This window comes from Novosphingobium sp. FKTRR1 (assembly GCF_020404405.1).
Lineage (GTDB): Bacteria > Pseudomonadota > Alphaproteobacteria > Sphingomonadales > Sphingomonadaceae > Novosphingobium.
Genome location: NZ_JAIZDA010000007.1, coordinates 104,768 through 126,716, shown reverse-complemented (window position 1 = coordinate 126,716; position 21,949 = coordinate 104,768). Strand labels below are relative to the sequence as shown.

The following is a 21,949-nucleotide window of genomic DNA, read 5'->3' as shown; positions in this document are numbered from 1 at the left end:
ACGGGGGGATGACGCGGTAATGGCCGACAATCGCTGGAAGTACCTGATCCTGCTGCTGTCGGCGCTGACCATCATGGGCAGCTACTACAACCTCGACGTCATCGCCCCGATCGCCGATCTGCTGCGCACCCAGCGCGGCTTCAGCCAGACCCAGATCGGTCTGCTCAATGCGGTGTTCAGCATGCCCAACGTGGCGCTGGCGATCATCGGCGGGGTGCTGATCGACCGGATCGGCGCGGCCAAAGCGACCCTGCTGGCGGCCACCGTTTCAGCCATCGGTGCGGTGCTGACCGCCGTGGGCCAACCCTATGAACTGATGATTCTGGGCCGCCTGCTGTTCGGGCTGGGGCATGAAACGCTGTATATCGCGTTGCTGGTCGGGCTTGCGCAGTGGTTCCACAACGGCGGCGCGGCGCTGGCCGTCGCGCTGTTCTTTTCGACCGCACGGGTCGGTTCTTACGCCGCAGACACTTCGACCAGTTGGGCAGCCGGGCTCTATGCCGGAGGCTGGCAGCCGCCACTGTGGCTCGCCGCGATCCTGACCGCGCTGGGCATCATCACCGCCGGGCTCTATTGGCTGATCGACAAACGGTTGCCGCACTTGCGCGATGTCGGGCAGCCGTCCGAACGGTTCCACTGGCGCGAACTGACCGGCTTTTCGCGCTCGTTCTGGTACATTCTGTGGCTCAACGTGCTGTTTGCCAGCGTGTTCTTCCCGTTCCGCTCAACGTTCTCGATCCAGTATTTTCAGGACGTGAAGGGCATCACGCTGGCGCAAGCGGGCATCGCCAATTCGTGGGTATTCGCCGCCGCCATCTTTGCCACGCCCGTATTCGGCCTGATCGCCGACCGCGTGGGCCATCGCGCGACGTTGCTGGTGGTGGGGGCTGCGCTGATGCCGCTGACATTCACCGTGCTCGCCTTCACCGACTGGCCGCTGTGGGTTTCGACCGCGTTGATGGGCTTCAGCTTTTCGGTGATCCCCGCCGTCATCTGGCCCTCGACCGCGATGCTGGTCGAGCGGCACCGCTGTGGCACCGCGTTCGGTATCATCAACATGCTGCAAAGCCTTGGCCTTGCCTGCTCGAACTACGCCGCAGGCTGGCTCAACGACTGGTTCCACGCCGGCCCCGCCAACCCGCAGGGCTATGACGCGATGCTGGTGATGTTCGCCTCGCTCAGCGTCGTGTCGCTGGGCGCGACAGTGGCGCTGCGGGTGCGTGAACGGGGCCTGCCGACGCGCGGGATCGAAGCGCGAGTGGTAGTGGTGGCCGCCTAGGCCCGCACCAGCGCCGCCATCTCGTGCCAGAAGTGCACCAGCGCCGCGCCGAAGCTGGCGGGGACATAGGCAACGCAGGAATCCGCATTTTCCACCCATAGCCGCACGCCGACATGGTCGATCACCGTGGCCGCGCTGCTGCCCGGTGCGAATGTCGGCGCAAAGGCATCGAACTGGCCGCCGTAGCTGAGCAATTCACGCCAGCCGGAACCGGACAGGCGTACGCGGACAAGGCCCCCTCCGATTGCGGTCAATGCGCCGTCGTCGCCCAGTACCGCTGCCAGAGTCGAGGCATCGCCCTCCACCAGCCAGACGGTCGGTTCATAGCGGATCAGGGTTAACCCGCCTGCCTGAACCGACGTGCCCAGCGCGGGAAGATCGGCGCCGAACGCGGCCGCAAATCGTCCCGCTACACCGTGCGGGTCGCTCCAGATCTCGAACGCATGCAAGGGCGCTGGCGGCAGGGTGGTGATGGCAACGTCAGTCACGATAGCGTTCCCCCGCCGGATCATAGAAGTGCGGCGAAACCACCCGCACCCGCGTGTGCATTCCGCGCGTGGGCGAGGTGGCGAGGAACTCGGCACCCAGCCGGTCAGGACCATCGGCCAGCAGGGCGAGTGCAATGCCACCCTCACCCAGAACATGGCGCCCGGCAGCGGTGACGTGGCCTTCGACTTTGGCCCCTTCGCGCGCAACCAGCATCGCGCCTTCGGCAATGGGCGCGCCATCGATGGCTTCCACGCCGACCAGACGGTGCCTCCCCGCCGCGGTCAAGGCAGGTCGGGTAAGCCCCGCCGCGCCAACAAAGCCGCCTGCGGGGTTGAGCATCTTGTGCAGCCCCAGATCGTACGGCCCGCGCCGCCCGTCGGCCTCGGCCCCGATCACGACGTGGCCCTTTTCAATGCGCAGCAAGTCCATCGCATCAAGGCCGTAGGTCGAACCGCCCGCCGCCTTGACCGCCGCCAGAAGTGCATCCCACACCGGGCCCATCGCGGTCGCTTCACCGTGGATTTCGAAGGCGCGCTCGCCGCTGTAGCTTGCCGCCAGCACCCATACCGGCACGCCCGCGATCACCGCCGCCACGACGCCCATATGCGCCGGCGCAGAAGCTCCCGTCAGCGCAGCGATGATGCCGCTCGACCTGGGCCCTGCCAGAGCCAGCCCGGCGTAATGCTCCTGCACATTGACGACAGATACGCGCATTTGCGGGCGCAGAACTTGCCGGATGTATGACAAGTGCTGCGCCATCCTGTCGGCCCCGCCGGTTGAACTGGTCAGCAGATAGCGATTATCGCCCAGCCGCCAGACAGTGCCGTCGTCCATCAGCAGGCCGTCTTCGCGCAGCATCACGGTATAGCGCCCGCGCCCCGGCTTCAGGTTGGCGACACGGGTGGCGCAGGCGATCTCAAGCAAGGCGGCGGCATCGGGTCCACTCACCTCGAACTTACCGAGCGTCGACACGTCGCAAAGGCCCGCAGCGCCGCGTACCGCGCGCGCCTCGCGCAGGGCGGCTGCACCCAACGTCTCGCCCGGCTGGGGATAGGCGCGCGGGCGGAACCAGTAGCCTGCGGGCTGCCATGTCGGGCCAAGCGCATCATGCCGGTCATGCAGCGCGATACGGCGGACGTGCGCCCCCGCGTTGCGCGCGCCCGGCCCGCCAAGCAGGCCCATCGTCACCGGCGTGTAGGGCGGGCGGAAGGTGGTAAGGCCCGCCTGCGGCACGGTGACGCCCTGTTCCTGCGCCACACGCTGCAGCGCCACCAGATTGCCCAGCTTGCCCTGATCGGTAGCCATGCCGAGCGTGGTGTAGCGCTTCATGTGCTCGACCGAGCGATACCCTTCCTGCCACGCCAGATCGATATCGGCCAGACTGACGTCGTTCTGGAAGTCAACGAAGCTCTTCTTGGGGCTACCAGCCGGGACCACCGCAGGCGCAGGCAGCGGCGCAATGACTTCGCCCACGCTGGTGCAGACTTGCGCGATCGCGCCGGGCACGAAGGCCTGCGCCGCCTCGTTCCAGTCAAGCTTGCCGCCCGCTTGGCTGTGCAGGTGGACAACCGGGGTGAAGCCGCCCGAAACCGCCAGCAGATCGGCCTTGAAGGCAACCGTGCGCCCGCCGACCAGCGCGGTGACGCCGGTAAGGTGGTGCAAAGTGCCGACTGCCGCGACGGGACGCGCGTCGAAGTGCACCGGGAAGCCTGCGGGCACATCTGCCTGTGTCCGCGCGTCAAGGATCGCGACGACTTCGGCTCCCACCTCGCGCAAGGCCTGCGCAGTCAGATAGGCGTCGTCGTTGTTGGTGGCGATGACCACGCGCTGGCCCGGCACCACGCCAAACCGGCGCACATAGGCACGCACCGCGCGGCTGAGCATCACGCCCGGCCGGTCGTTAGCGGTGAACGGCACGGGCCGCTCGATTACGCCGGTGGCCAACACCACGCGCCCTGCCCGCACATGCCACAGGCGCTGGGCAAAGCCGTGCGACGGCACAGCTCCGGGCTCGGCCAGCCGTTCGGCCAGCGTGACGAAGTTGTGGTCCCAATACCCTGCCGCCGTGGTGCGCAACAGGATGCGGGCACCCAGTTCGCGCAGGCGCGCGATTGTCTGCGCGATCCAGTCCGCACCCAACGCCGGATCGGGATCGACCAGCAGCGAGCCGCCCAACGCCGCGTCCTGTTCAACCAGAATGACGCTATCGCCCGCCTCGGCGGCGGTCAGCGCGGCCTGCAACCCGGCCGGGCCGGAACCGACCACCAGCGTATCGCAAAACGCGCTGCGCTGGGCAAAGCTGTCGGGATCGGCCTTGGTCGGGGCATCGCCCATGCCTGCCGCGCGGCGGATCAACGCCTCGTACTTGAGCCACAGCTTGGCCGGGCCGAAGAACGTCTTGTAATAGAAGCCCGCTGGCAGCGCCTTGGCGGCAAGGCCGAATACCGCCCCGGCATCGCTGGACAGGCTGGGCCAGCGGTTCTGACTGCGCGCGATCAGGCCATCGTGGACGAATACGTCGGTCGCGCGGGTATTGGGCTCCGCACGCCCGCCAAGCCCGACGGTGACCAGCGCGTTGGGTTCTTCCACCCCCGCCGCCATTATCCCGCGCGGGCGGTGATACTTGAAGCTGCGCGCGACAAGTCCGACGCCGTTGGCCAGCAAGGCTGCGGCCAAGGTATCGCCGGGGCGCGCAAGGTATTCCTTGCCATCGAAGGTGAAGCGGATGTTCTCCCGACCATCCGGAGCGCGCGACGGACCGCTCACGACAGCGCCTCCGGCCCAAGCGCGCGCACGGCATCAATCGCATGGCTTACCCGGTCGCGGGTCAGGACCAGCCATGCGCGGCAACCATACGTGTGGCGCCAGACTTCATCGTCAACGCCCATCGGGTTGGTGCGGGTGTAGAGCGCCTGCAAGGCATCGGCGGCAGCGGCATCGGGTGGCACGATCGCCTCGACCGGGCGGTCGAAGGTGAACTCGCTCTGCGCGCGCGGACCGCAGTGGGGGCAATCGATCTGGTACATGGTGGCGGCCCCGGCTCAGCGATGGTTCGGCATCGGGCCGACCCCGGTTTCGTCGATGGTGGCCCCGGTCATGAAGCGTTCGAGGCTGAACGGCGCATTCAGCGCATGCGGCGTCCCGGTGGCAAGGGTGTGAGCATAAGTCCAGCCCGAAGCCGGGGTCGCCTTGAACCCGCCATAGCACCAGCCGCCGTTGAGGAAGAGGTTGTCGATCGGCGTCGGGCCGATGATCGGCGCGCCGTCAAAGCTCATGTCGGTGACGCCCGACCAGGTGCGCAACATGCGCAGCCGCGACAGCGCAGGCATCAGCCCGATGGCCTGCGCGATGGCGTGTTCCACCACCGTCGGTTGGCCCCGCCTTGCGTAGCTGGGCCAATTGTCGGGATCGCCGCCCATCACGACGCCGCCCTTGTCCGACTGGCTGATGTAGCAGTGGAGCGAGTTGGACATGATCACGCTTTGCACCATCGGCTTGACGCCTTCGGTGACAACCGCCTGCAGGGTCTGCGATTCAATCGGCAGGCGCAATCCGGCAAGGCCCGCCACGTGGCCGCTGTGCCCAGCCACGCAGATGCCGGTGCGCGCCGCCAGAATGCGCCCGCGCGTGGTCTCTACCCCGATCACCGCGTCTCCATCGCGCACGAAGCCGGTGACTTCGCACTTCTGGATGATGTCGACGCCCAGCGCATCGGCGGCGCGGGCATAGCCCCAGGCCACCGCATCGTGCCGCGCGGTGCCGGCACGCCACTGGATTACCGCGCCTTCGATGGGAAAGCGTGCGTTGCGCGAAAAATCGAGCAGCGGCTCGACCTTTTCGACCTGATCGCGGGTCAGCAGATCGGCGTCGATGCCATCGCAGCGCATCGCATCGCCAAGTTCCGCCAGCTTGGCCATGTCGGCATCCGAATGGCCGAGGAACATCGCGCCGCGTGGGGAGAACATGACATTGTAGTTCAACTCGTCCGACAGGCCGTGCCACAACTTGAGCCCGAACTCGAACAGGTTGTGCAACTGCGGCTGGCGATAGTTGGAGCGGACCAGAGTGGTGTTGCGCCCGGTGTTGCCGCCGCCGATCCAGCCCTTTTCCAGCACCGCCACGTTGCGCACACCGTGTACGCTGGCAAGGTAATAGGCCGTCGCCAGACCATGTCCGCCGCCACCGATGACAATCACGTCGTACGACTTGCGCGGCTCGGGATCGCGCCAAGCCGGTTGCCAGTGCTTCTGACCGTTGAAAGCCCCGCGCAACAGGCCAAGGGCGGAATACCGGCTCATGCTGCGCTCAGCCATCCCTGCTGTTCGCGCCAGTTCGGCGCAAGGCCATCAAAGCGCGACAGCGACAGCTTGGCGATGTCGGTGAAGGTGCAACGGCCTTCGACCACCAGATCGCGCACCGCGTGGCCCGATGCGGGCGACAGGCCGAAGCCCACGCCCGACATGCTGGCGACAACGACATTTTCCGGGTCCGCCATGCGGTCGATGATCGGGCGGCCGTCGGGCGAATTCTCGATCACGCCCGCCCAACTGCGGATGACGTTGAGATGCGCAGCCTTGGGCAGCAGTTCTGCCAGACGGCGCGCCAGATTGCGGGTCAGCGGCGAAGTCGGCCGGCCCGGAGGACCGCCGGGCAGCGTGTCGATCCATTCGTGCGGACCGCCGCCATAGGCCAGGTTGCCGCGCAGGGTCTGGCGCCCGTACAGCCCGTTGCCGTCAACGCCGCCCAGCGGCATCATCGGAGCCGGTTCGGTCACGATCATCTCGGCGCGCGCCGCCGCCAGCGGCACATCAACACCCAGTTGCGCCATCAGCCCGGTGATCTGCGGCCCTGCGGCCACGACCACCGCGTCGCAATCATACCGCCCTGTCGGGCTGTCGACGCCCACGACCTTGCCGCCCAGCGTATGGAAGCCGGTGACCGGGCTGTGCTGGACGATGCGTCCGCCCAGATCCTGAATCGCCCAGGCATAAGCCTGCACCGTGCGCTGCGGGTTGGCATGGCCACCGAAGCGATAGTGCATCCCGCCAAGGCAGTTGTCACCCGCAAGCGGCACCATCGTGCGCACCTGATCGCCATCGAGCAGGTCGACGCGGTAACCCATGTCGTTGTTCATCTTGGCGAGGTAGTGGTACTGGTTGAGCTGCTTGGGCGTTACCGCCATGACGATGCGCTCTTTGCTGTGCTCCGTGGGGTAACCCAGCAATTCATCCATGAGCGGCCACATGCGCTGCTCTTCCTCGAACAGCGGGCTCTGGTAGTGCGAGGCGCCGCCGCCGTTGCGGCCCGACGCCTCCCAGCCGACGATGCCCTTGTCGAGTACGGTGACCTGCGCACCCGAGCGTGCCAACCACCATCCGGCGCTAAGCCCGCTGACGCCTGCGCCAACGATGACCACCTTCATGCCGCGCGCGGTGTCAGCGATACGCGCCATGGTGTCCTGCGGCGTTTCGCGCGGGGTGGGCATACCAACGTAGGTCATCACAGGCTCCATCCTTCCGCGATGGCGATTTGATGTTCGCGTTCGCGTTCGGTGCCGATGTCGCGATAGGGCGTCCACTGAGTCGGGATGCCGAACCACACGTCCCACCCGGCGCGCATCGCCTCATCCTCTTCCCAGTCGGCCAGAATGCGCAAGGGGATCGGACGGACGGGCACGCGGTGGCTGGCGAGCGGGATCGACCCGAATGGCTTGCCCGCTTCGAGCGCCAGGATCATCGCCACCTGATCGCGGCACCGGCGGCCCTGACACTGGCCCATCCCGGCGCGGGTCAGCCGCTTGATCTGGTCCTGATTGGCCGGGCCATCGGCCAGCAGCGAACACAGCGAGCGCGCCTGCAAGGCGTCGGGCCGAGGCAGATAGTTGGGCGGCTGCACCCCGATGAGGTCGGCGCGGGTCACTTCCTCGCACTGGCACACGATGGTGTCGCCCGCGCTGACCGCGCCCAGTTCGCGCGCCCAGTCCATGCGGTAGGCAACATGATCGAACCCGGTATCGGGCAGCCCCGCGCACAGCCCGGCAAAGCGCAAACCCGCGTCAGGCCCCGGAACGTGTCCGCCGCGCGCGGCATCGAGCACGCGCGGCGCGCCCATGGCATCGACCAGCTCGATCGCGGGGATCAGGCCGATGGCAAGGCAGATCGTATCGGCCTCGATCACCGCGCCCGAACGCAGCACCGCGCGCTCCACGCCATCGATGCCGCCCTCGGCCCGCGCCACAACCTCACCCGTCAGGATCGGGATCTGTGCTCCACGCACTGCCTCGACCAGATCGGGGCTGCCTTGCGGTGCATCGCGCAATTCGACAAGCCCTGCCACCGCCACACCCTTGTCGCGCGCGAGCAGTGCGGTTTCGAGCGCCAGATCGTGGCTGCCAACGATCAGCACGCGCCGCCCTGAAAAGGCTTCGTAGCGGCTGAGCAGCATCGTCAGCGCCTGCGCGCCCATTACGCCGGGCTGGTTCCATCCCGGAAAGCCGATCGCCAGATCGCGCGCGCCGGTTGCCAGCACCAGTTCGCCATAGCCGACCAGCCATGCACGCGCGGAGTCTGCCAGCGCGACCACGTTCTCAGGCAGCGTGGCAAAGGCAGGACCATTGCGATAGACGCCCCAGGCGCACGTGCCGAGCAGTACCTCGACGCCATCCTCCATCGCTGCTTCAAGCGCCGGTTCGGTGGTGAACACGGTTTCGACCATGCGGTCGGCCTGCAAGGTGGCGGTGGTCATCCGCCCGCCGAAGAACAGCGGCACGTCGTTGCCCATCGCCGCACCGGGCACCGGGTTTTCATCGACCAGCAGCACGGTTTTGCCCGCCGCCACTGCCGCGCGCGCGGCCGCGATACCGGCCGGGCCACCGCCGACGACCACGACATCATAGCGCATTTCGGGCGCGGGCAGCTTGCCATCCAGCGCGTGGACGTCAAACTTGCGGGAAGCTGAAGGGGCGGTCTGGGTCATGGGATCACTTGCTCGCGGAAAGTCAGACGGCTTCGAGCGCCTGCGCCAGATCGGCGATGATGTCGTCGGGATGTTCGAGCCCGACCGAGAGTCGCATCGTGCCGTCGGTGATGCCGCCTGCAAGGCGCGCTTCAGGGGTCAGGGCATAGTGCGTGGTCGTGGCCGAATGGCAGATCAGCGTTTCAGAACCACCCAGACTGACCGCCAGCTTGAGCAGACGCAGCCGGTCGAGCATGCGGAAGCTCTCCGCCTCGCCGCCATGGACATGGAACGAGAATGTCGAACCGGCGCCCTTGCACTGGCGATCGTACACCGCCTTCGCGCGCGATCCTTCGGGCAGGAAGCCTAGGAAGGTGACGCCCGCAACCTTGGGATGATCGCGCAGGAACGTGGCAACCTTCAGCGCATTGGCCATGGCACGCTCGATCCGCACCGCGGCAGATTCCAGGCTGCGCACTACAAGCCATGCGGTGAACGGGTCGAGGTGATTGCCCCATGTGGTGCGCAAGGCCTTCAGCTTGGCTACCAAATCCTTTGCACCGCTGATCCCGCCCGCCAGCAAATCGCTGTGACCTGCCGCGTATTTGGTCAGCGAGGTCAAGCACAAGTCGACGCCCCGCTCAATCGGACGCTGGGCGAAGGGGCCGAGCAGCGTATTGTCGACCACCACCAGCGGACGCCTGCCCTGCTGTGCGCCGATCTCGTCGGCCAGAGCCACCATAAGATCAAGATCGACGATCGCGGCAGTCGGGTTGGCCGGGGTTTCGGCGACGATCAGCGCCAGCGGCCCCTTCGCCAGCGCCGCTTGCGCTGCTGCCCGCACGGCATCGGGATCGGTGCCATCAAGGTAGGTTTCGCAATGCACCCCGAACCCGGCCATGACCGAGCCATAGAGCATGTCGACCCCGCCATAGATCGGACGGCCGTGCAAAACGCTGTCGCCGGGCTGGCAAAAGGTCAGCGCGATCGAAGAATGCGCCGCCATCCCGCTGGCAAAGGCCGCGGCATCCTCGGCGCCGTCGATCGCCGCCAGACGGCTTTCCAGAATGTCGAGCCCGGGGTGGCCAAGCCGGGCGTAGATCTTGCCGCCCTGCCCCGCCAGCGGTCCGGTGCCGAGGAAGAAATCCTCGTGCACGTCCTTGGCGTGCTGGGCGCTGGGATAGATGAACGTAGATGTAAGATAGACAGGCGGCTTGACCGACCCCAGCGCAGACGCCGGGTCATAGCCCCAGCCGACCGCGATCGTTTCGGGATGAAGGTTCGCAGTCGAATCAGACGACATCGGCGGACTGGCTCTCGAGGTAGCTTCTGGCCGTGTTGCAGTACCAGTCGGTGAAGCGCAGGGCGAGCATTTCGGCATCGCGCGAATACGGACCCGGTGTGTAGGCGGGGCTATTCACACCCTTCTGGTTGTTTTCGGCCAGTTCCTTGTCTTGCAGATTGGTCACGGTCCACAATTTGGCCAGCTCATCGACCGAGTAATCCTCACCCTCGACCGCATCCTTGTGCACCAGCCATTTGCCGGTGACGTGGGTTTCGGTCGGCGAAACCGGCATCGCGCTGAACATGAACACGTGGTCCGCCGTGGCATGGACGAAGCAGTGCGGATCGATTGCGAGGCGCATCGAGCCGATGTCCCCGCCATTGGCCTCGCACATCAGCTTCTTGACCAGCGGCTTGCCATCCATCGACAGCGAACGCACCTCGGGGTTCAGCGCAAACCGTGCAAGCTGCCACCAGTCGCCTTCGATCGCATCTGTAGCAAGGTCGTTGGCGGCCATCGTCTCGAGAAACGCCTTCGCACGCTCGTCTGCCGCCACGTCGAAATGTTTGGACATGCCGACCGGAAATGTCCGCGCCAGTTCGGGGTGGCCGGTGATGCAGTGATAGCACTCGCGCCCGTTTTCCATCACCAGCTTCCAATTGGCGGATTCGCTGATGGTACTTTCGAACGCCAGCTTGGCCTGGTCGAGCCGGTGCGGCCCGAGATAGGTCTGCAACTTGGCGGCAAAGTCGGCAAACGGCGGCGGCTCATCGGCGAAGCACACGAACAGCGCGCCCGCCACTTCCTCGATCCGCAAGGGTTTGAGGCCGTGGCTGGCCTTGTCGAAGTCATCGCCCATGCGCGACGCGGCCAGCAGCGCCCCTTCCAGATCGTAGGTCCAGTTGTGATAAGGGCACACGATGCGCGGCGCATGGCCACTACCGGGCTGGCAGAGGATCGAACCGCGATGGCGGCAACTGTTGTGAAACGCCCGGATCACGCCGTCGCGGCCCCGCACGATCAGAATCGGCCAGCTTCCGACCATTTGCGACAGATAACTGCCGCTCCGGGGCAATTCGCAAGCGAACCCTGCCATGATCCAGCTTGTGCCATAGATCGCCTGCTGGTCGAACGCGAACGCGACCGGATCGTTGTAAAGCCCCTGCGGCAGGCAATGGCCTTCGGGGCGCTGATCGAGCAGGGCGGCAATCCGGGCAAGGTCATTCATGGCTGGCAACCGCAATCTCCTGAATTCGAGGCCGGGGTGAACCATTGCGCCAGCGCCAGCCAATCGGTTTTCGTCATGCCGTCATGGCAAAATCGTACGTACTATGCTGAAAAGGGTGGAAAGCCTGCCGCAAGCCCCTGTAAGAGAGGCGAAAGCTCGCCGTCAGATTGTCAAATTACCGTTACGAATCATCGATATGCATTTCAGTTTGCAACTGTTGCCGAACAAGTGTGGCCATTCGGCAAGCCCTGCCAGGCCTCGTCCGTGGCAAAACGTGCAGGGTGTGGATTTCTACAAGAGTTTCACATAAGCTTCACTGAATTGGGTCGTCGAAGAACTGCTAAGGGGAGTAAAAGCGGGGGAATTTCAACGCACTGCGCATTCCTGACGGCTGTCAGCCGCCCTTGATGGGCGTCCGCCACCCTCGGTCTGTTGTCGAACCTGCAATCGAAACCGAACGCAGACTTCGCCAAATCGATCACCGTCCGGCTCCAGGGCTCCTTCGCTCGCCACTCCCGATCGAACAGGCTTATCCGGTATACCGGCGCGGATCGTTGTGGTCCGAACAAGGGGGGAAAACGATGAAGTCCAGTTTGAAACTGTCCTGCGCGGTGGTCGTGATGGCCGCGCTTGGTGCGGGCGCAACGCCCGTGCTGGCGCAGGCTGCACCGCAGCCTGCCGACGCCGCCGCAAGTCCGCAGAGCGACGTCATCATCGTGACCGCGCAGCGTCGCGATCAGTCGATTCAGGACGTGCCGCTGACCCTGCAGGCGTTCAGCACCGACACGCTGAGCAAGCTCAACGTCACTTCGATCGACGGCCTGCTCAAGTACACCCCCAACGTGACCTTCTCGAACAATGGTCCGGGCCAGGGCGCGATCTTCCTGCGCGGCCTGTCGGCGGGCTTCGCCGGCCAGCAGTCCTCTGCCACGATCGGCGGCTTCCCGAACGTCGCGCTCTACCTCGATGACCAGTCGATGCAGTTCCCGGCGCGCAACGTCGACATCTATGTCGCAGACATCGAGCGCGTCGAAGTGCTCGAAGGGCCGCAGGGCACCCTGTTCGGCGGCGGCGCGCAGGCCGGTGTGGTCCGCTACATCACCAACAAGCCCAAGTTCGACAAGTTCGAGGGTCGGCTTGAAGGCAGCTTCGGCGGCACCGCCGGTGGCGCGGCAAACGGCGCGTTCAACGCGACCGTCAACGTGCCGATCATCGAGGACAAGCTGGCGATCCGCGCTGTGCTGTATACCGACCACCATGGCGGCTATATCGACAACAAGTACTCGACCTTCACCCGCCAGCCGAGCGACCTCGGTTCATACTATCTGGCCTATCAAGGTAACGGCAACAAGCTGACCCCGGACCAGCAGTCGCGCCAGGGCAAGTACGACAACAACTCGCTGGTCGAGGACAACTTCAACCCGGTCGACTACACCGGTGGCCGCGTCTCGATTGGCTGGAAGATCGCGCCGGATTGGGACCTGCTGGTCAGCGAAGCCTACCAGAAACTTGAATCGAAGGGCACTTTCGCGACTCAGACGTACACGTACGACTATGCGCCGCTGACCGGCCTGTCCTCGACGCTGTTCTCGCCGCAGTACAACAAGGATGACTACTCGAACACGGCGTGGACGCTCAACGGCAAGATCGGCGATTTCAAGGTAATCTACACCGGCGCCTATCTGACCCGCCATATCTCGCAGCAGGGCGATTATACCAACTACGCGCGCTCGACGTACGGCATTTTCTATCAATGCACCGGCGGTGCCAACTACTACTGGAACGTTGGCAAGGCACCTTATTGCTACGAGCCGAACAGCTACTGGACCGACAAGGTCCGCAACACGCACGAAAGCCACGAATTCCGCATCAGCACGCCTGATACCGGCCGGATTCGTGCAATCGCCGGTGTCTATTACGAATCGCTCAAGATTCAGGACAATCAGGACTGGGATTACAAGACGATCCCGTCGTGCGATCCCTCGCTCACCGCGACGCAGATCAAGACCGCCGGCACCGTCTGCCTCGGCCTTGTCGCACCGAACCCGGCTGCCACGCTGAACGTCGCAGGGCCCCGTGGTCCGGGTGTGGCGTTCGGTGAAGACACCCAGCGCGGCTTCAAGCAGTACGCGCAGTTCCTGTCGGTCGATTTCGACATCCTGCCGAATCTGACCCTCACCGGCGGCACGCGCCACTACTATTACAAGGAATACGAAACCGGCTCGGTCTATTCCTCGTTCAACGGTAGTTGCTATCAGGTTCCGGTCTGCGCCACCGGTTCGAACCTCGATGCGCAGAACCTGAGGTCGTCGTACAACGGGTTCAAGAGCAAGGCCTCGATCACCTGGAAGCCGAAGCCGGGCACCTTGCTCTATGCAACGTGGAGCCAAGGCTTCCGTCCGGGCGCCTTCAACCGTGGTTCTTCGGCCCGCGTGAAGGATCCGGTAGCGCCGCACGCCCCGCAGTTGCTGGTTCCGGCCGCCTATGCGCCCGACAACCTGACCAACTGGGAAGCCGGCCTGAAGACCGATCTGCTTGACCACAAGGTCACGTTCAACCTCTCGGCCTATTACATGAACTGGGAAAACATCCAGATCGGCTTCTTCAACCCGGCGGCAGGTTTCGGCAACACCGCGTTCGCGGTCAATGGCCCGACCTATCATATCAAGGGCGCCGAAGTTCAGATCGTGGCCCGGCCCACCAGCGGCCTGACGGTTCAGGGTTCGGCCACGTACAACGACAGCAAGCAGGCCAATTCGCCTTGCTTCATCGCCAACAACCCCGGTGTGTCGAGCTTCGGCAAGTGCATCACGCAGGTGTTCTCGGGCGGTGCCGTCAAGGATGTGCAAAGCCCGTTCGGCAACCCCGGAACGACCACCCCGTTCAGCCCGCACTTCCAGGGCAACATCCGCGCCCGGTATGAATGGGCAGGCAAGGGCGGAATGGATTGGTTCGTCGGTGCTGGCGTGAACTACACCAGCTCTTACTACAACCAGCCGAGCACGTATCCTTCGGGTGACGTTCCGGGCAACGGCAACGGCGTCACCTCGAACGGGATCATCGTTCCGGGCACCACCGTGTTGCGGTACAAGATGAATGGTTACGCGCTGGCCGACGCGCAGATCGGCTTTACGCGTGACAACTGGACCGTGACCCTGTTCGGTGACAACATCTTCAACAGCCACGCCGCAACTTTCACCAACTCGTCGCAGTTCATCAAGACCTCGACCATCGTGCGTCCGCTGACGTACGGCATCAAGGTCGCGACCAAGCTGTGATCGCATTCTGACACCATGACTGAGGGGGTGGGGCCAGAGGCGCCACCCCCAACTATCTCTGACAGTTCTAAAGCATTGCCCAAAATGTAGTGTTGCGCGGATTTGCTGGGTACGCGGCAAGTGCCGACAGGAAGATGCGTAAATGGCCACCCAGATCGATCTGCCTCCATCTTCCGAAAATTCCTCCTTGGCCCGGCATGGCGCAACCACGCTTCAGGCAGAACTCCAGTCACTGCACGCCCTTCAGGCACGTGGTGATTATTCCGCCGCCGCCGCCGGTGCAAAGCGCCTGCTGCCGCTGCATCCCGCCAACCGGGATCTGCTGCTGATCGAAGCGCATGCGCTGCGCATGACGAAGCAGACCGAGGCGGCGCTGGCAGCACTCGAACGGCTGGCGCACCATCATCCGCGCTTCAGCCAGTTGTTTCTCGAACGCGGCCTTTGCCATGTCGTCCTGCGCGATGCACCCGCAGCGATCGCGGACCTTCGCACCGCCGTAGGGATCAATCCGGCCCTGACGATGGGCTGGCGGATGCTTGACGGGCTCTATCGCATGACCGGCGACAACAGGAGCGCGGAACTCGCCGCGCGCCATTGCGCCCACCTTGCCAGCCTGCCGCCGCCAGTCGTGCAGGCCAAGGTGCTGTTCGCCGACGATGAGGTAGACGCCGCAGAGGCGCTGATCCGCCGCTTTCTGCTCGAAGTCGGCGATCATCCTGAGGCGATGCGTCTGCTCGCGCAGATCGGCCACATGCGCAACGTGCTCGATGACGCCGAATTGCTTTATGCAGGCGTTCTGGCGATGGTGCCCGATCACCACGAAGCGCGGCACGAGTACGTTCAGGTGCTGATCGCGCGGCACAAGTTCCCGCAGGCTCGGGCAGAGCTTGAGCCGCTGCTCAAACTCGATCCCACCAATCACGCGCACCGCACGCAGGCCGCGACGATCCAGGTCGGGTTGGGCGATTTTGAGGGCGTGATCCCGGTTTATCTTGAGATGCTTCGCGAAACCACCGGCGACACGCCGGATGCGCGTGTGCACCGCGCCGACCTGAATTTGTGGCTCGGCCATGCGCTCAAGACCGAGGGGCGCACCGACGAGGCGATCGACGCCTACATGGCGGCAACCGCCGACCGCCCCGACTTCGGCGATGCATGGTGGAGCCTCGCCAACCTAAAGACATATCGCTTTGCGCCCGAATCCATCGCAGTGATGCGCGAGCGACTTGACGCCCCCACCACTGCCGACATCGACCGGGTCCATATCGCTTTCGCACTGGGCAAGGCGCTTGAGGATCAGGGCGACTTCGCCGGATCATGGGCGGCCTACGCGCAGGGCAACACCTTGCACCGTGCATCGAACGGCTACATTCCGACCGTCTTCGAAACGAACACCCGCGAACAAAAGCGCGTGTGCACGGCCGCGTTCTTTGCCGAACGGATCGGCTGGGGGCTCGATGATCCGGCGCCGATCTTCGTGCTTGGCCTGCCGCGTTCGGGATCGACGCTGATCGAGCAGATCCTCGCCTCGCATTCGCAGGTCGAAGGGACGCAGGAACTGCCCGATATCCAGCGCATCGTTCACGAATTGCAGGGCCGCGAGCTTGATTTCGACAATCCGCGCTATCCGGCCGTGCTGCCCGAGCTTGATGCGGCGACGATCCGCCGCTTCGGCGAGCAATACATTGCCGACACGATGCCCAACCGGGTGATGGGGCGCCCCTATTTCATCGACAAGATGCCCAACAATTTCAGGCACATCGGCCTGATCCATCTGGCCCTGCCCAAGGCCCGTATCATCGATGCGCGGCGCGATGCGATGTCGTGCTGTTTCAGCAACTTCAAACAGTTGTTCGCGCAAGGGCAGGAATTCACGTACGGAATCGAGGATATCGCGCGGTATTACCGGACTTATGTGGACCTTATGGACCATTGGGATGCGGTATTGCCCGGCCGGGTGCTGCGCGTGCAGCATGAGGACGTGGTGAACGATCTGGAAGGCAGCGTCCGGCGCATTCTGGACTATTGCGGCCTCGCCTTCGAACCGGCTTGTGTCGAGTTCCACAAGACCCGGCGCAGCGTACGCACGCCCAGTTCCGAACAGGTCCGCCAGCCGATCTTCCGCGACGGGCTGGACCAATGGAAGAATTTTGCCCCCTGGCTCGAACCGCTGCGTGCAGCGCTCGGGCCGGATCTGGCACCATAACACAGACAATCAGGACAGGACGGCACGAATGGCAGGCATCGGTATGACAAGTGCGGCTGATTCCGAAAGCGCGCTGAACAGCTCATTCACAGTGCGCTGGTACGTCCTGTTCGTGATGATGCTGGCCTATACCATCAACATCGCCGACCGTTACGTGATGTCGACGGTGCTGGAGGAAATCCGGCTTGAACTGCACCTGACCGACAGTGGCATCGCGTTCCTGACCGGCGTGTCACTGGCGCTTTTCTATGTGACCATGGGCATTCCGCTGTCGTGGATCGCCGACCGCTACAACCGCCGCAATCTGCTTGCCGCATCGATCACGATCTGGTCGGTGATGACCACGCTTTGCGGATTGTCGCGCAATTACACACAACTGCTGCTGGCGCGTATCGGCGTGGGCATCGGCGAAGCAGGCGGCACACCGTCGTGCAACTCGATCGTGTGCGACTATTTTCCGGCTGCGCGGCGCCCGATGGCGCTGACGATCTTCTGCCTTGGCGCCCCGATCGGGGCATGGCTGGGGGCGGATATGGCGGGTGCCGCCGCGCATGCCTATGGCTGGCGCGCGGCGTTCCTGATCCTCGGCATCCCCGGCGTGCTGCTGGCCGGGCTGATCATGCTGACCGTTCGCGAACCCTCGCGCGGGTGCCTCGACAAGCCGCAGGACCATGGCGACAACCCTACCGTGCTTGAAACATTGCGCTTTTGCGTCAGCCAGAAGTCCGCCGTGCACGTAATCATGGGCAGCGGCGTTTCGGCACTGTGGGGTTGGGGCCTGATGTGGTTCACGCCCACTTTCCTGCAACGCACTTACAACCTCGACGTTGGCGCCGCTGGCGGCATCATCGGGCCGATCCATCTCGTCATGGGCATCTCGGCCTCACTGCTGACCGCATGGTTGCTCGCGCGCCCTTCGTACACCGACCCGCGCAAGATCGTGAACCTGCTGGGGATTGTGACGGCGCTTGCCACGATCCCATCGATCGTCGCCTATTACACCCATTCGCTGATCGTGGCGAAAGTGGCGCTGTGGATCTTCGTGCCCGCCGTCTACTTCTACATCGGTCCGGCATTCGCGCTCGGCCAGAACCTTGCTCCGCCCAAGATGCGCGCCATGTTCAGCGCCATCGCCCTGCTGATCGCCAACGTGTTCAACCTGATCATCGCCCCGCAAGGCGTGGGCCTGTTGAGCGACTGGTTTGCCGGGCCGGCCGGCGCGGATGCCGCATCACTCCGCTCGGCCTTGCTGATCCTGGCCCCCACGGGCTTCTGGGCAGCGTTCCACTACTTCATGGCCGCTCGCACGATCGTGGCCGACCAGCATCGCGCCATCGGCGTGATCGACTGACCCGGACCAGCGACAAGGCCAGAGCGTTCGCATGAAGCTTCAGGACATCGCCACGTTCGTTGTCGGCAATCCGCCACCCGGTTTCGGCGGGCGCTACTTCGTGTTCGTCAAGCTGACCACCGCGTGTGGCATCAGCGGCGTTGGCGAGGCCTATGGCGTGCCGTTCGAGCCGCATCTGGTGGCCCGGCTGATCGAGGACGTGTTCGCCCGTTACGGCGCGGGCACCGATCCGCACGATATCGAGGCTCTGTGGCGTCGCGCCTATTCCAGCGGGTTCACCCAGCACCCCGACCTGACCATGTCGGGCGTGCTGAGCGCGCTGGAAATGGCGTGCTGGGATATCGTGGGCAAGGCGGCCGGCCAGCCGGTGCACAAATTGCTGGGCGGCCGGGTGCACGAAACCTTGCGCACCTATACCTACATCTACCCGCGCCCCGGGGACCGGACCGACGTCTATCACGATCCAGATCTGGCGGCGGAACGCGCGGCCGAATACCTGTCGCTGGGCTTCACCGCGCTCAAGTTCGATCCGGCCGGGCCGTACTCCGCTTTCGACGGGCGGCAGTTGTCGCTTGAAGCGCTCGATCTGTCCGAACGCTTTGCCCGCCAGTTGCGCGAGGCGGTGGGCAGTCGCGCCGACCTGCTGTTCGGCACCCACGGGCAGATGACCGCAGCGGGTGCGATCCGGCTGGCGCGCAGGCTGGAACCCTACGATCCGCTGTGGCTGGAAGAGCCCGTACCGCCCGACGCGCCCGAGGAAATGGCCAAAGTTGCGCGCGCCACGTCGATCCCCATCGCCACGGGAGAACGGCTGGCGACCAAGTACGACTTTGCCCGCCTGCTCGATTGCGGTGCGGCGGCGATCCTGCAGGTCAACCTTGGCCGGGTGGGTGGCCTGCTTGAGGCCAAGAAGATTGCCGGGATGGCCGAGGCGCGGCACGTGCAGATTGCCCCTCACCTGTACTGTGGCCCCGTGGTGGGCGCCGCCAATATCCAGTTGGCGGCCTGTTCGCCCAACTTCCTGATTTTGGAAGGGATCGAGGATTGGGGCGGCTTCCATGCCCAGATCCTGAAAAAACCGATCCACTTCGAACAGGGTAACGTCATCCCGTCCGACGAGCCGGGCCTTGGCGTCGAGCTGGATGAGGATGTAGCGCGCGCCAATCCCTATACCGGCACGATGCTGCACCTTGAGATGACGCAGCATCCGGTCCGATGATCGAGGAAGCCGACTACGTCATCGTGGGTGCAGGAACGGCCGGGTGCGTCGTCGCCAGCCGCTTGTCCGAAGACCCGTGGTGCAAGGTTGCGCTGCTGGAGGCAGGCGGATCGGACTTGTCGATCTGGATCCAGTTGCCCATCGGTTATGGCCGCACTTTCTTTGACCCGCGCATCAACTGGATGTTCGACACCCAGCCGATCGCGGGCCTTGGCGGGCGCAGCAGTTACTGGCCGCGCGGCAAGGTCGTCGGCGGATCGGGCTCTATCAATGCCATGGTGCACGTGCGCGGCTTTCCGCAGGATTTCCGCGACTGGCGGGCGGCTGGGAACCTTGGCTGGGACTGGGACGATGTGCTGCCCTGGTTCATCCGCACCGAGGATCACGACCTTGGCCCCAGCGAACGGCACGGCGCGGGCGGCCCGCAGCATGTCACCGACATTTCCGCGCGCGTCCATCCTTTGTGCAACTGGTTCCTGAACACCGGGCGCGAACTCGGCTATCCGGTGACGCCCGACTTCAACGGGTTGGATGGCGAAGGCTTCGGCATCTACCAGATCACCACGCGCGGTGGTTGGCGTGCATCGACTGCCAACGCCTATTACCACCCTGTGCGCAAGCGCCCCAACCTGCACCTGATCAAGAAGGCGCACGCCACGCGCATCGTGTTCGAAGGGCGCAAGGCGGTAGGCGTGGCCTATCGCAAGGGCGGGCGCGAGCGGATCATCCGGGCGCGGCGCGAGGTCATCCTGTGCGCTGGCGCCATCGGCTCACCGCAATTGCTGCAACTGTCGGGCGTGGGTGATCCCGCCTTGTTGCAGGACAAGGGCATTCCGGTGGTGCAGGCACTGCCCGCTGTCGGCCGCAACTTGCAGGACCATCTGGCGGTCAGCTATTTCTACCGCACCAGCGTGCCGACGCTGAACAACGTGCTTGGCCCGTTCAGCGGCAAGCTGTTGGCAGGCTTGCGCTATCTGTTCGACCGGCGTGGGCCATTGTCGATGAGCGTCAATCAGGCGGGCGGTTTCGTGCGCGGCAATGCAGCCGATCCACACCCGACGCACCAGCTCTATTTCAGCCCGGTCAGCTATACCCGCACGCCCATCGCGGCGCGGCGTTTGCTCAATCCTGACCCGTTCCCCGCTTTCCTGTTGAGTTTCAACGCCTGCCGCCCGACCAGCCGGGGCCATCTGGAAATCACCACGGCTGACCCATTCGCCAAGCCCGCCATTCATCCCAACTACCTTGCCACCGATCACGACGTCGAGCAGGCGCGGATCGGGGTGCGGTTGCTGCGCACCATCGTCGCCAGCGCGCCGCTGTCGGACATCATCACCGAGGAACTGGTGCCGGGCGCCGAAATTCAGGGCGACGAGGCTTTGCTGGCCGATTTCCGCGAGCGCGCCGATACCGTCTATCACCCCACGTCCACCTGCATCATGGGGCCGGACCCGGCGACCTCGGTGGTGGACAATGCATTGCGCGTACACGGCATCGGCGGTCTGCGCGTGATCGACGCCTCGATCTTCCCCACCGTCACCTCGGGCAACACCAATGCCCCAACGGTGATGGTCGCCGAAAAGGGTGCGGCACTGGTGAAACTGGGGTGAAACTGGGGTGAAACTGGGGTGAAACTGGGGTGAAACTGGGGTAAATTCGTCTACCCTACCTCAGTCCCCCCAGCTCGTACTTTAACCGCCTTACCGGCGTGGCACCACTTCGTAGCCCGGCTCTTCGGGTTCATCGTCGACCATTTCGGCGGGGAAGCCGGTGCCCAGCACCTTGATGCCCAGCGGTTCCTCGTAACGGCGGATGATGTTGGGCGACAGCTCGCGCGGGCCATAGGCGGCCTCGCCTTCCTTGAACAGGCGCACGATCAGCGGTGACAGTTCGACCGGAACGCCGGTTTCCTGCGCGATCTTGTCGAAAAGGCCCACGTCCTTGCTGACCAGATCCATGGTAAAGTTGATGTCGCGGCTGCCGTTCAGGATCACCTGACTTTCGGTTTCGTGCACGAAGCTGTTGCCCGACGAAATGCGAATGGCCTCGTACGTGGTGTTCATGTCCAGCCCGATGGCCTTGCACACGGTCAGCGCCTCGGCCAGCGCGACCAGATGCGCGGTGCACAAGTAGTTGGTCATCACCTTCAACTGTGAAGCGGTGCCCCAGTCGCCGGTGTGCAGGATGCGGCGGCCCAGCGTCTTGAGCACGGGCAGCACGCGTTCGAACCCTTCGCGGGGGCCGGCGGCGAAGATCGCGATGTTGCCGGTGTCGGCACGATGGCACCCACCCGAGACGGGGCATTCCATGAACAAAGCGCCGGTCGCTTGCACCAGCGCCCCCAGTCGCAGCACTTCGTTGTAGTCGGTCGTGCTCATTTCCAGCCAGACCTGGCCTTCGCGCAGGACGGGCAGGAAGCCGTCATGCCCTTCGGCCACGGCAGCGCTGGCGGCGGGTGAAGGCAGGCAGGTGATGATCACATCGACCGCCTCGGCCAGTTCGCGCGGGCTGTCGGCCGCCTTGGCCCCGCGCGCGACGAAACCGTCGACCAGCACCGGGTCAAGGTCGCGCACCGTCACATCATGGCCATTGCGGACAAGACTTCCGGCCAGCTTGCCGCCGACGTTGCCCAGTCCGATGAATCCGATTTTCAAAGCCAT

The 21,949-nt window shown here is 64.6% G+C and carries 15 protein-coding genes; 6 read left to right on the top strand and 9 right to left on the bottom strand.

The window, feature by feature from the left end; genetic code table 11:
* Window positions 1-19 precede the first annotated feature (19 nt).
* Window positions 20-1,279: an MFS transporter gene (locus LDN95_RS09285; RefSeq protein WP_226017387.1), complete on the top strand. Its 1,260-nt coding sequence runs from the start codon at window positions 20-22 to the stop codon at window positions 1,277-1,279.
* Here LDN95_RS09285 and LDN95_RS09280 read toward each other — a convergent pair.
* The 8 genes from LDN95_RS09280 to LDN95_RS09245 are packed head-to-tail and all read right to left on the bottom strand — an operon-like array spanning window position 1,276 to window position 11,235.
* Complete coding sequence (locus LDN95_RS09280) at window positions 1,276-1,767, bottom strand: sarcosine oxidase subunit gamma (protein ID WP_226017386.1); 492 nt, start codon at window positions 1,765-1,767, stop codon at window positions 1,276-1,278. The two genes, LDN95_RS09285 and LDN95_RS09280, sit on opposite strands and share 4 nt — an antisense overlap.
* Window positions 1,760-4,534 (bottom strand): 2Fe-2S iron-sulfur cluster-binding protein, encoded by a 2,775-nt coding sequence (locus LDN95_RS09275; protein ID WP_226017385.1) that lies wholly within the window; start codon window positions 4,532-4,534, stop codon window positions 1,760-1,762. The genes LDN95_RS09280 and LDN95_RS09275 overlap by 8 nt, the downstream gene beginning before the upstream one ends.
* On the bottom strand, window positions 4,531-4,794 hold the full coding sequence (locus LDN95_RS09270) for a sarcosine oxidase subunit delta (RefSeq protein WP_226017384.1): 264 nt from the start codon (window positions 4,792-4,794) through the stop codon (window positions 4,531-4,533). Before LDN95_RS09270 ends, LDN95_RS09275 begins: the two co-directional genes overlap by 4 nt.
* 15 nt (window positions 4,795-4,809) lie before the next feature.
* Entirely contained in the window at window positions 4,810-6,066 is a 1,257-nt protein-coding gene (locus LDN95_RS09265) for a sarcosine oxidase subunit beta family protein (protein ID WP_226017383.1), read from the bottom strand.
* A complete protein-coding gene (locus tag LDN95_RS09260; RefSeq protein WP_226017382.1) occupies window positions 6,063-7,268 on the bottom strand; it encodes an FAD-binding oxidoreductase in 1,206 nt (401 codons plus the stop codon). Before LDN95_RS09260 ends, LDN95_RS09265 begins: the two co-directional genes overlap by 4 nt.
* The gene (locus tag LDN95_RS09255; protein ID WP_226017381.1) at window positions 7,268-8,743 is read right to left on the bottom strand and encodes an NAD(P)/FAD-dependent oxidoreductase; all 1,476 of its coding nucleotides are present in this window, start codon (window positions 8,741-8,743) and stop codon (window positions 7,268-7,270) included. The genes LDN95_RS09260 and LDN95_RS09255 overlap by 1 nt, the downstream gene beginning before the upstream one ends.
* A gap of 22 nt (window positions 8,744-8,765) precedes the next feature.
* Window positions 8,766-10,025, bottom strand: a complete 1,260-nt coding sequence (locus LDN95_RS09250) for a cystathionine gamma-synthase family protein (RefSeq protein WP_226017380.1) — start codon at window positions 10,023-10,025, stop codon at window positions 8,766-8,768.
* Complete coding sequence (locus LDN95_RS09245; protein WP_226017379.1) at window positions 10,015-11,235, bottom strand: aromatic ring-hydroxylating dioxygenase subunit alpha; 1,221 nt, start codon at window positions 11,233-11,235, stop codon at window positions 10,015-10,017. Before LDN95_RS09245 ends, LDN95_RS09250 begins: the two co-directional genes overlap by 11 nt.
* 581 nt (window positions 11,236-11,816) lie before the next feature.
* Here LDN95_RS09245 and LDN95_RS09240 point away from each other — a divergent pair.
* The 5 genes from LDN95_RS09240 to LDN95_RS09220 all read left to right on the top strand — a co-directional run bounded on the left by LDN95_RS09240 (window position 11,817) and on the right by LDN95_RS09220 (window position 20,899).
* A complete protein-coding gene (locus LDN95_RS09240; protein ID WP_226017378.1) occupies window positions 11,817-14,513 on the top strand; it encodes a TonB-dependent receptor in 2,697 nt (898 codons plus the stop codon).
* A 142-nt stretch (window positions 14,514-14,655) separates the two neighbouring features.
* Complete coding sequence (locus tag LDN95_RS09235) at window positions 14,656-16,719, top strand: tetratricopeptide repeat-containing sulfotransferase family protein (RefSeq protein WP_226017377.1); 2,064 nt, start codon at window positions 14,656-14,658, stop codon at window positions 16,717-16,719.
* A 28-nt stretch (window positions 16,720-16,747) separates the two neighbouring features.
* The gene (locus LDN95_RS09230) at window positions 16,748-18,070 is read left to right on the top strand and encodes an MFS transporter (protein WP_226017376.1); all 1,323 of its coding nucleotides are present in this window, start codon (window positions 16,748-16,750) and stop codon (window positions 18,068-18,070) included.
* Window positions 18,071-18,101: 31 nt separating this feature from the next.
* The gene (locus LDN95_RS09225; RefSeq protein WP_226017375.1) at window positions 18,102-19,289 is read left to right on the top strand and encodes a mandelate racemase/muconate lactonizing enzyme family protein; all 1,188 of its coding nucleotides are present in this window, start codon (window positions 18,102-18,104) and stop codon (window positions 19,287-19,289) included.
* Window positions 19,286-20,899, top strand: a complete 1,614-nt coding sequence (locus tag LDN95_RS09220) for a GMC family oxidoreductase (RefSeq protein WP_226017374.1) — start codon at window positions 19,286-19,288, stop codon at window positions 20,897-20,899. The genes LDN95_RS09225 and LDN95_RS09220 overlap by 4 nt, the downstream gene beginning before the upstream one ends.
* Before the next feature lie 90 nt (window positions 20,900-20,989).
* Here the strand turns inward: LDN95_RS09220 and LDN95_RS09215 are convergent, their stop codons facing one another.
* Window positions 20,990-21,949, bottom strand: a complete 960-nt coding sequence (locus LDN95_RS09215) for an NAD(P)-dependent oxidoreductase (RefSeq protein ID WP_226017373.1) — start codon at window positions 21,947-21,949, stop codon at window positions 20,990-20,992.

Coding starts and splice junctions, on each gene's coding strand:
- LDN95_RS09285 (WP_226017387.1), top strand. CDS start 20: ATGGCCGACAATCGCTGGAAGTACCTGATCCTGCTGCTGTCGGCGCTG.
- LDN95_RS09270 (WP_226017384.1), bottom strand. CDS start 4,794: ATGTACCAGATCGATTGCCCCCACTGCGGTCCGCGCGCGCAGAGCGAG.
- LDN95_RS09265 (WP_226017383.1), bottom strand. CDS start 6,066: ATGAGCCGGTATTCCGCCCTTGGCCTGTTGCGCGGGGCTTTCAACGGT.
- LDN95_RS09260 (WP_226017382.1), bottom strand. CDS start 7,268: ATGACCTACGTTGGTATGCCCACCCCGCGCGAAACGCCGCAGGACACC.
- LDN95_RS09255 (WP_226017381.1), bottom strand. CDS start 8,743: ATGACCCAGACCGCCCCTTCAGCTTCCCGCAAGTTTGACGTCCACGCG.
- LDN95_RS09250 (WP_226017380.1), bottom strand. CDS start 10,025: ATGTCGTCTGATTCGACTGCGAACCTTCATCCCGAAACGATCGCGGTC.
- LDN95_RS09245 (WP_226017379.1), bottom strand. CDS start 11,235: ATGAATGACCTTGCCCGGATTGCCGCCCTGCTCGATCAGCGCCCCGAA.
- LDN95_RS09240 (WP_226017378.1), top strand. CDS start 11,817: ATGAAGTCCAGTTTGAAACTGTCCTGCGCGGTGGTCGTGATGGCCGCG.
- LDN95_RS09235 (WP_226017377.1), top strand. CDS start 14,656: ATGGCCACCCAGATCGATCTGCCTCCATCTTCCGAAAATTCCTCCTTG.
- LDN95_RS09230 (WP_226017376.1), top strand. CDS start 16,748: ATGGCAGGCATCGGTATGACAAGTGCGGCTGATTCCGAAAGCGCGCTG.
- LDN95_RS09225 (WP_226017375.1), top strand. CDS start 18,102: ATGAAGCTTCAGGACATCGCCACGTTCGTTGTCGGCAATCCGCCACCC.
- LDN95_RS09220 (WP_226017374.1), top strand. CDS start 19,286: ATGATCGAGGAAGCCGACTACGTCATCGTGGGTGCAGGAACGGCCGGG.
- LDN95_RS09215 (WP_226017373.1), bottom strand. CDS start 21,949: ATGGCTTTGAAAATCGGATTCATCGGACTGGGCAACGTCGGCGGCAAG.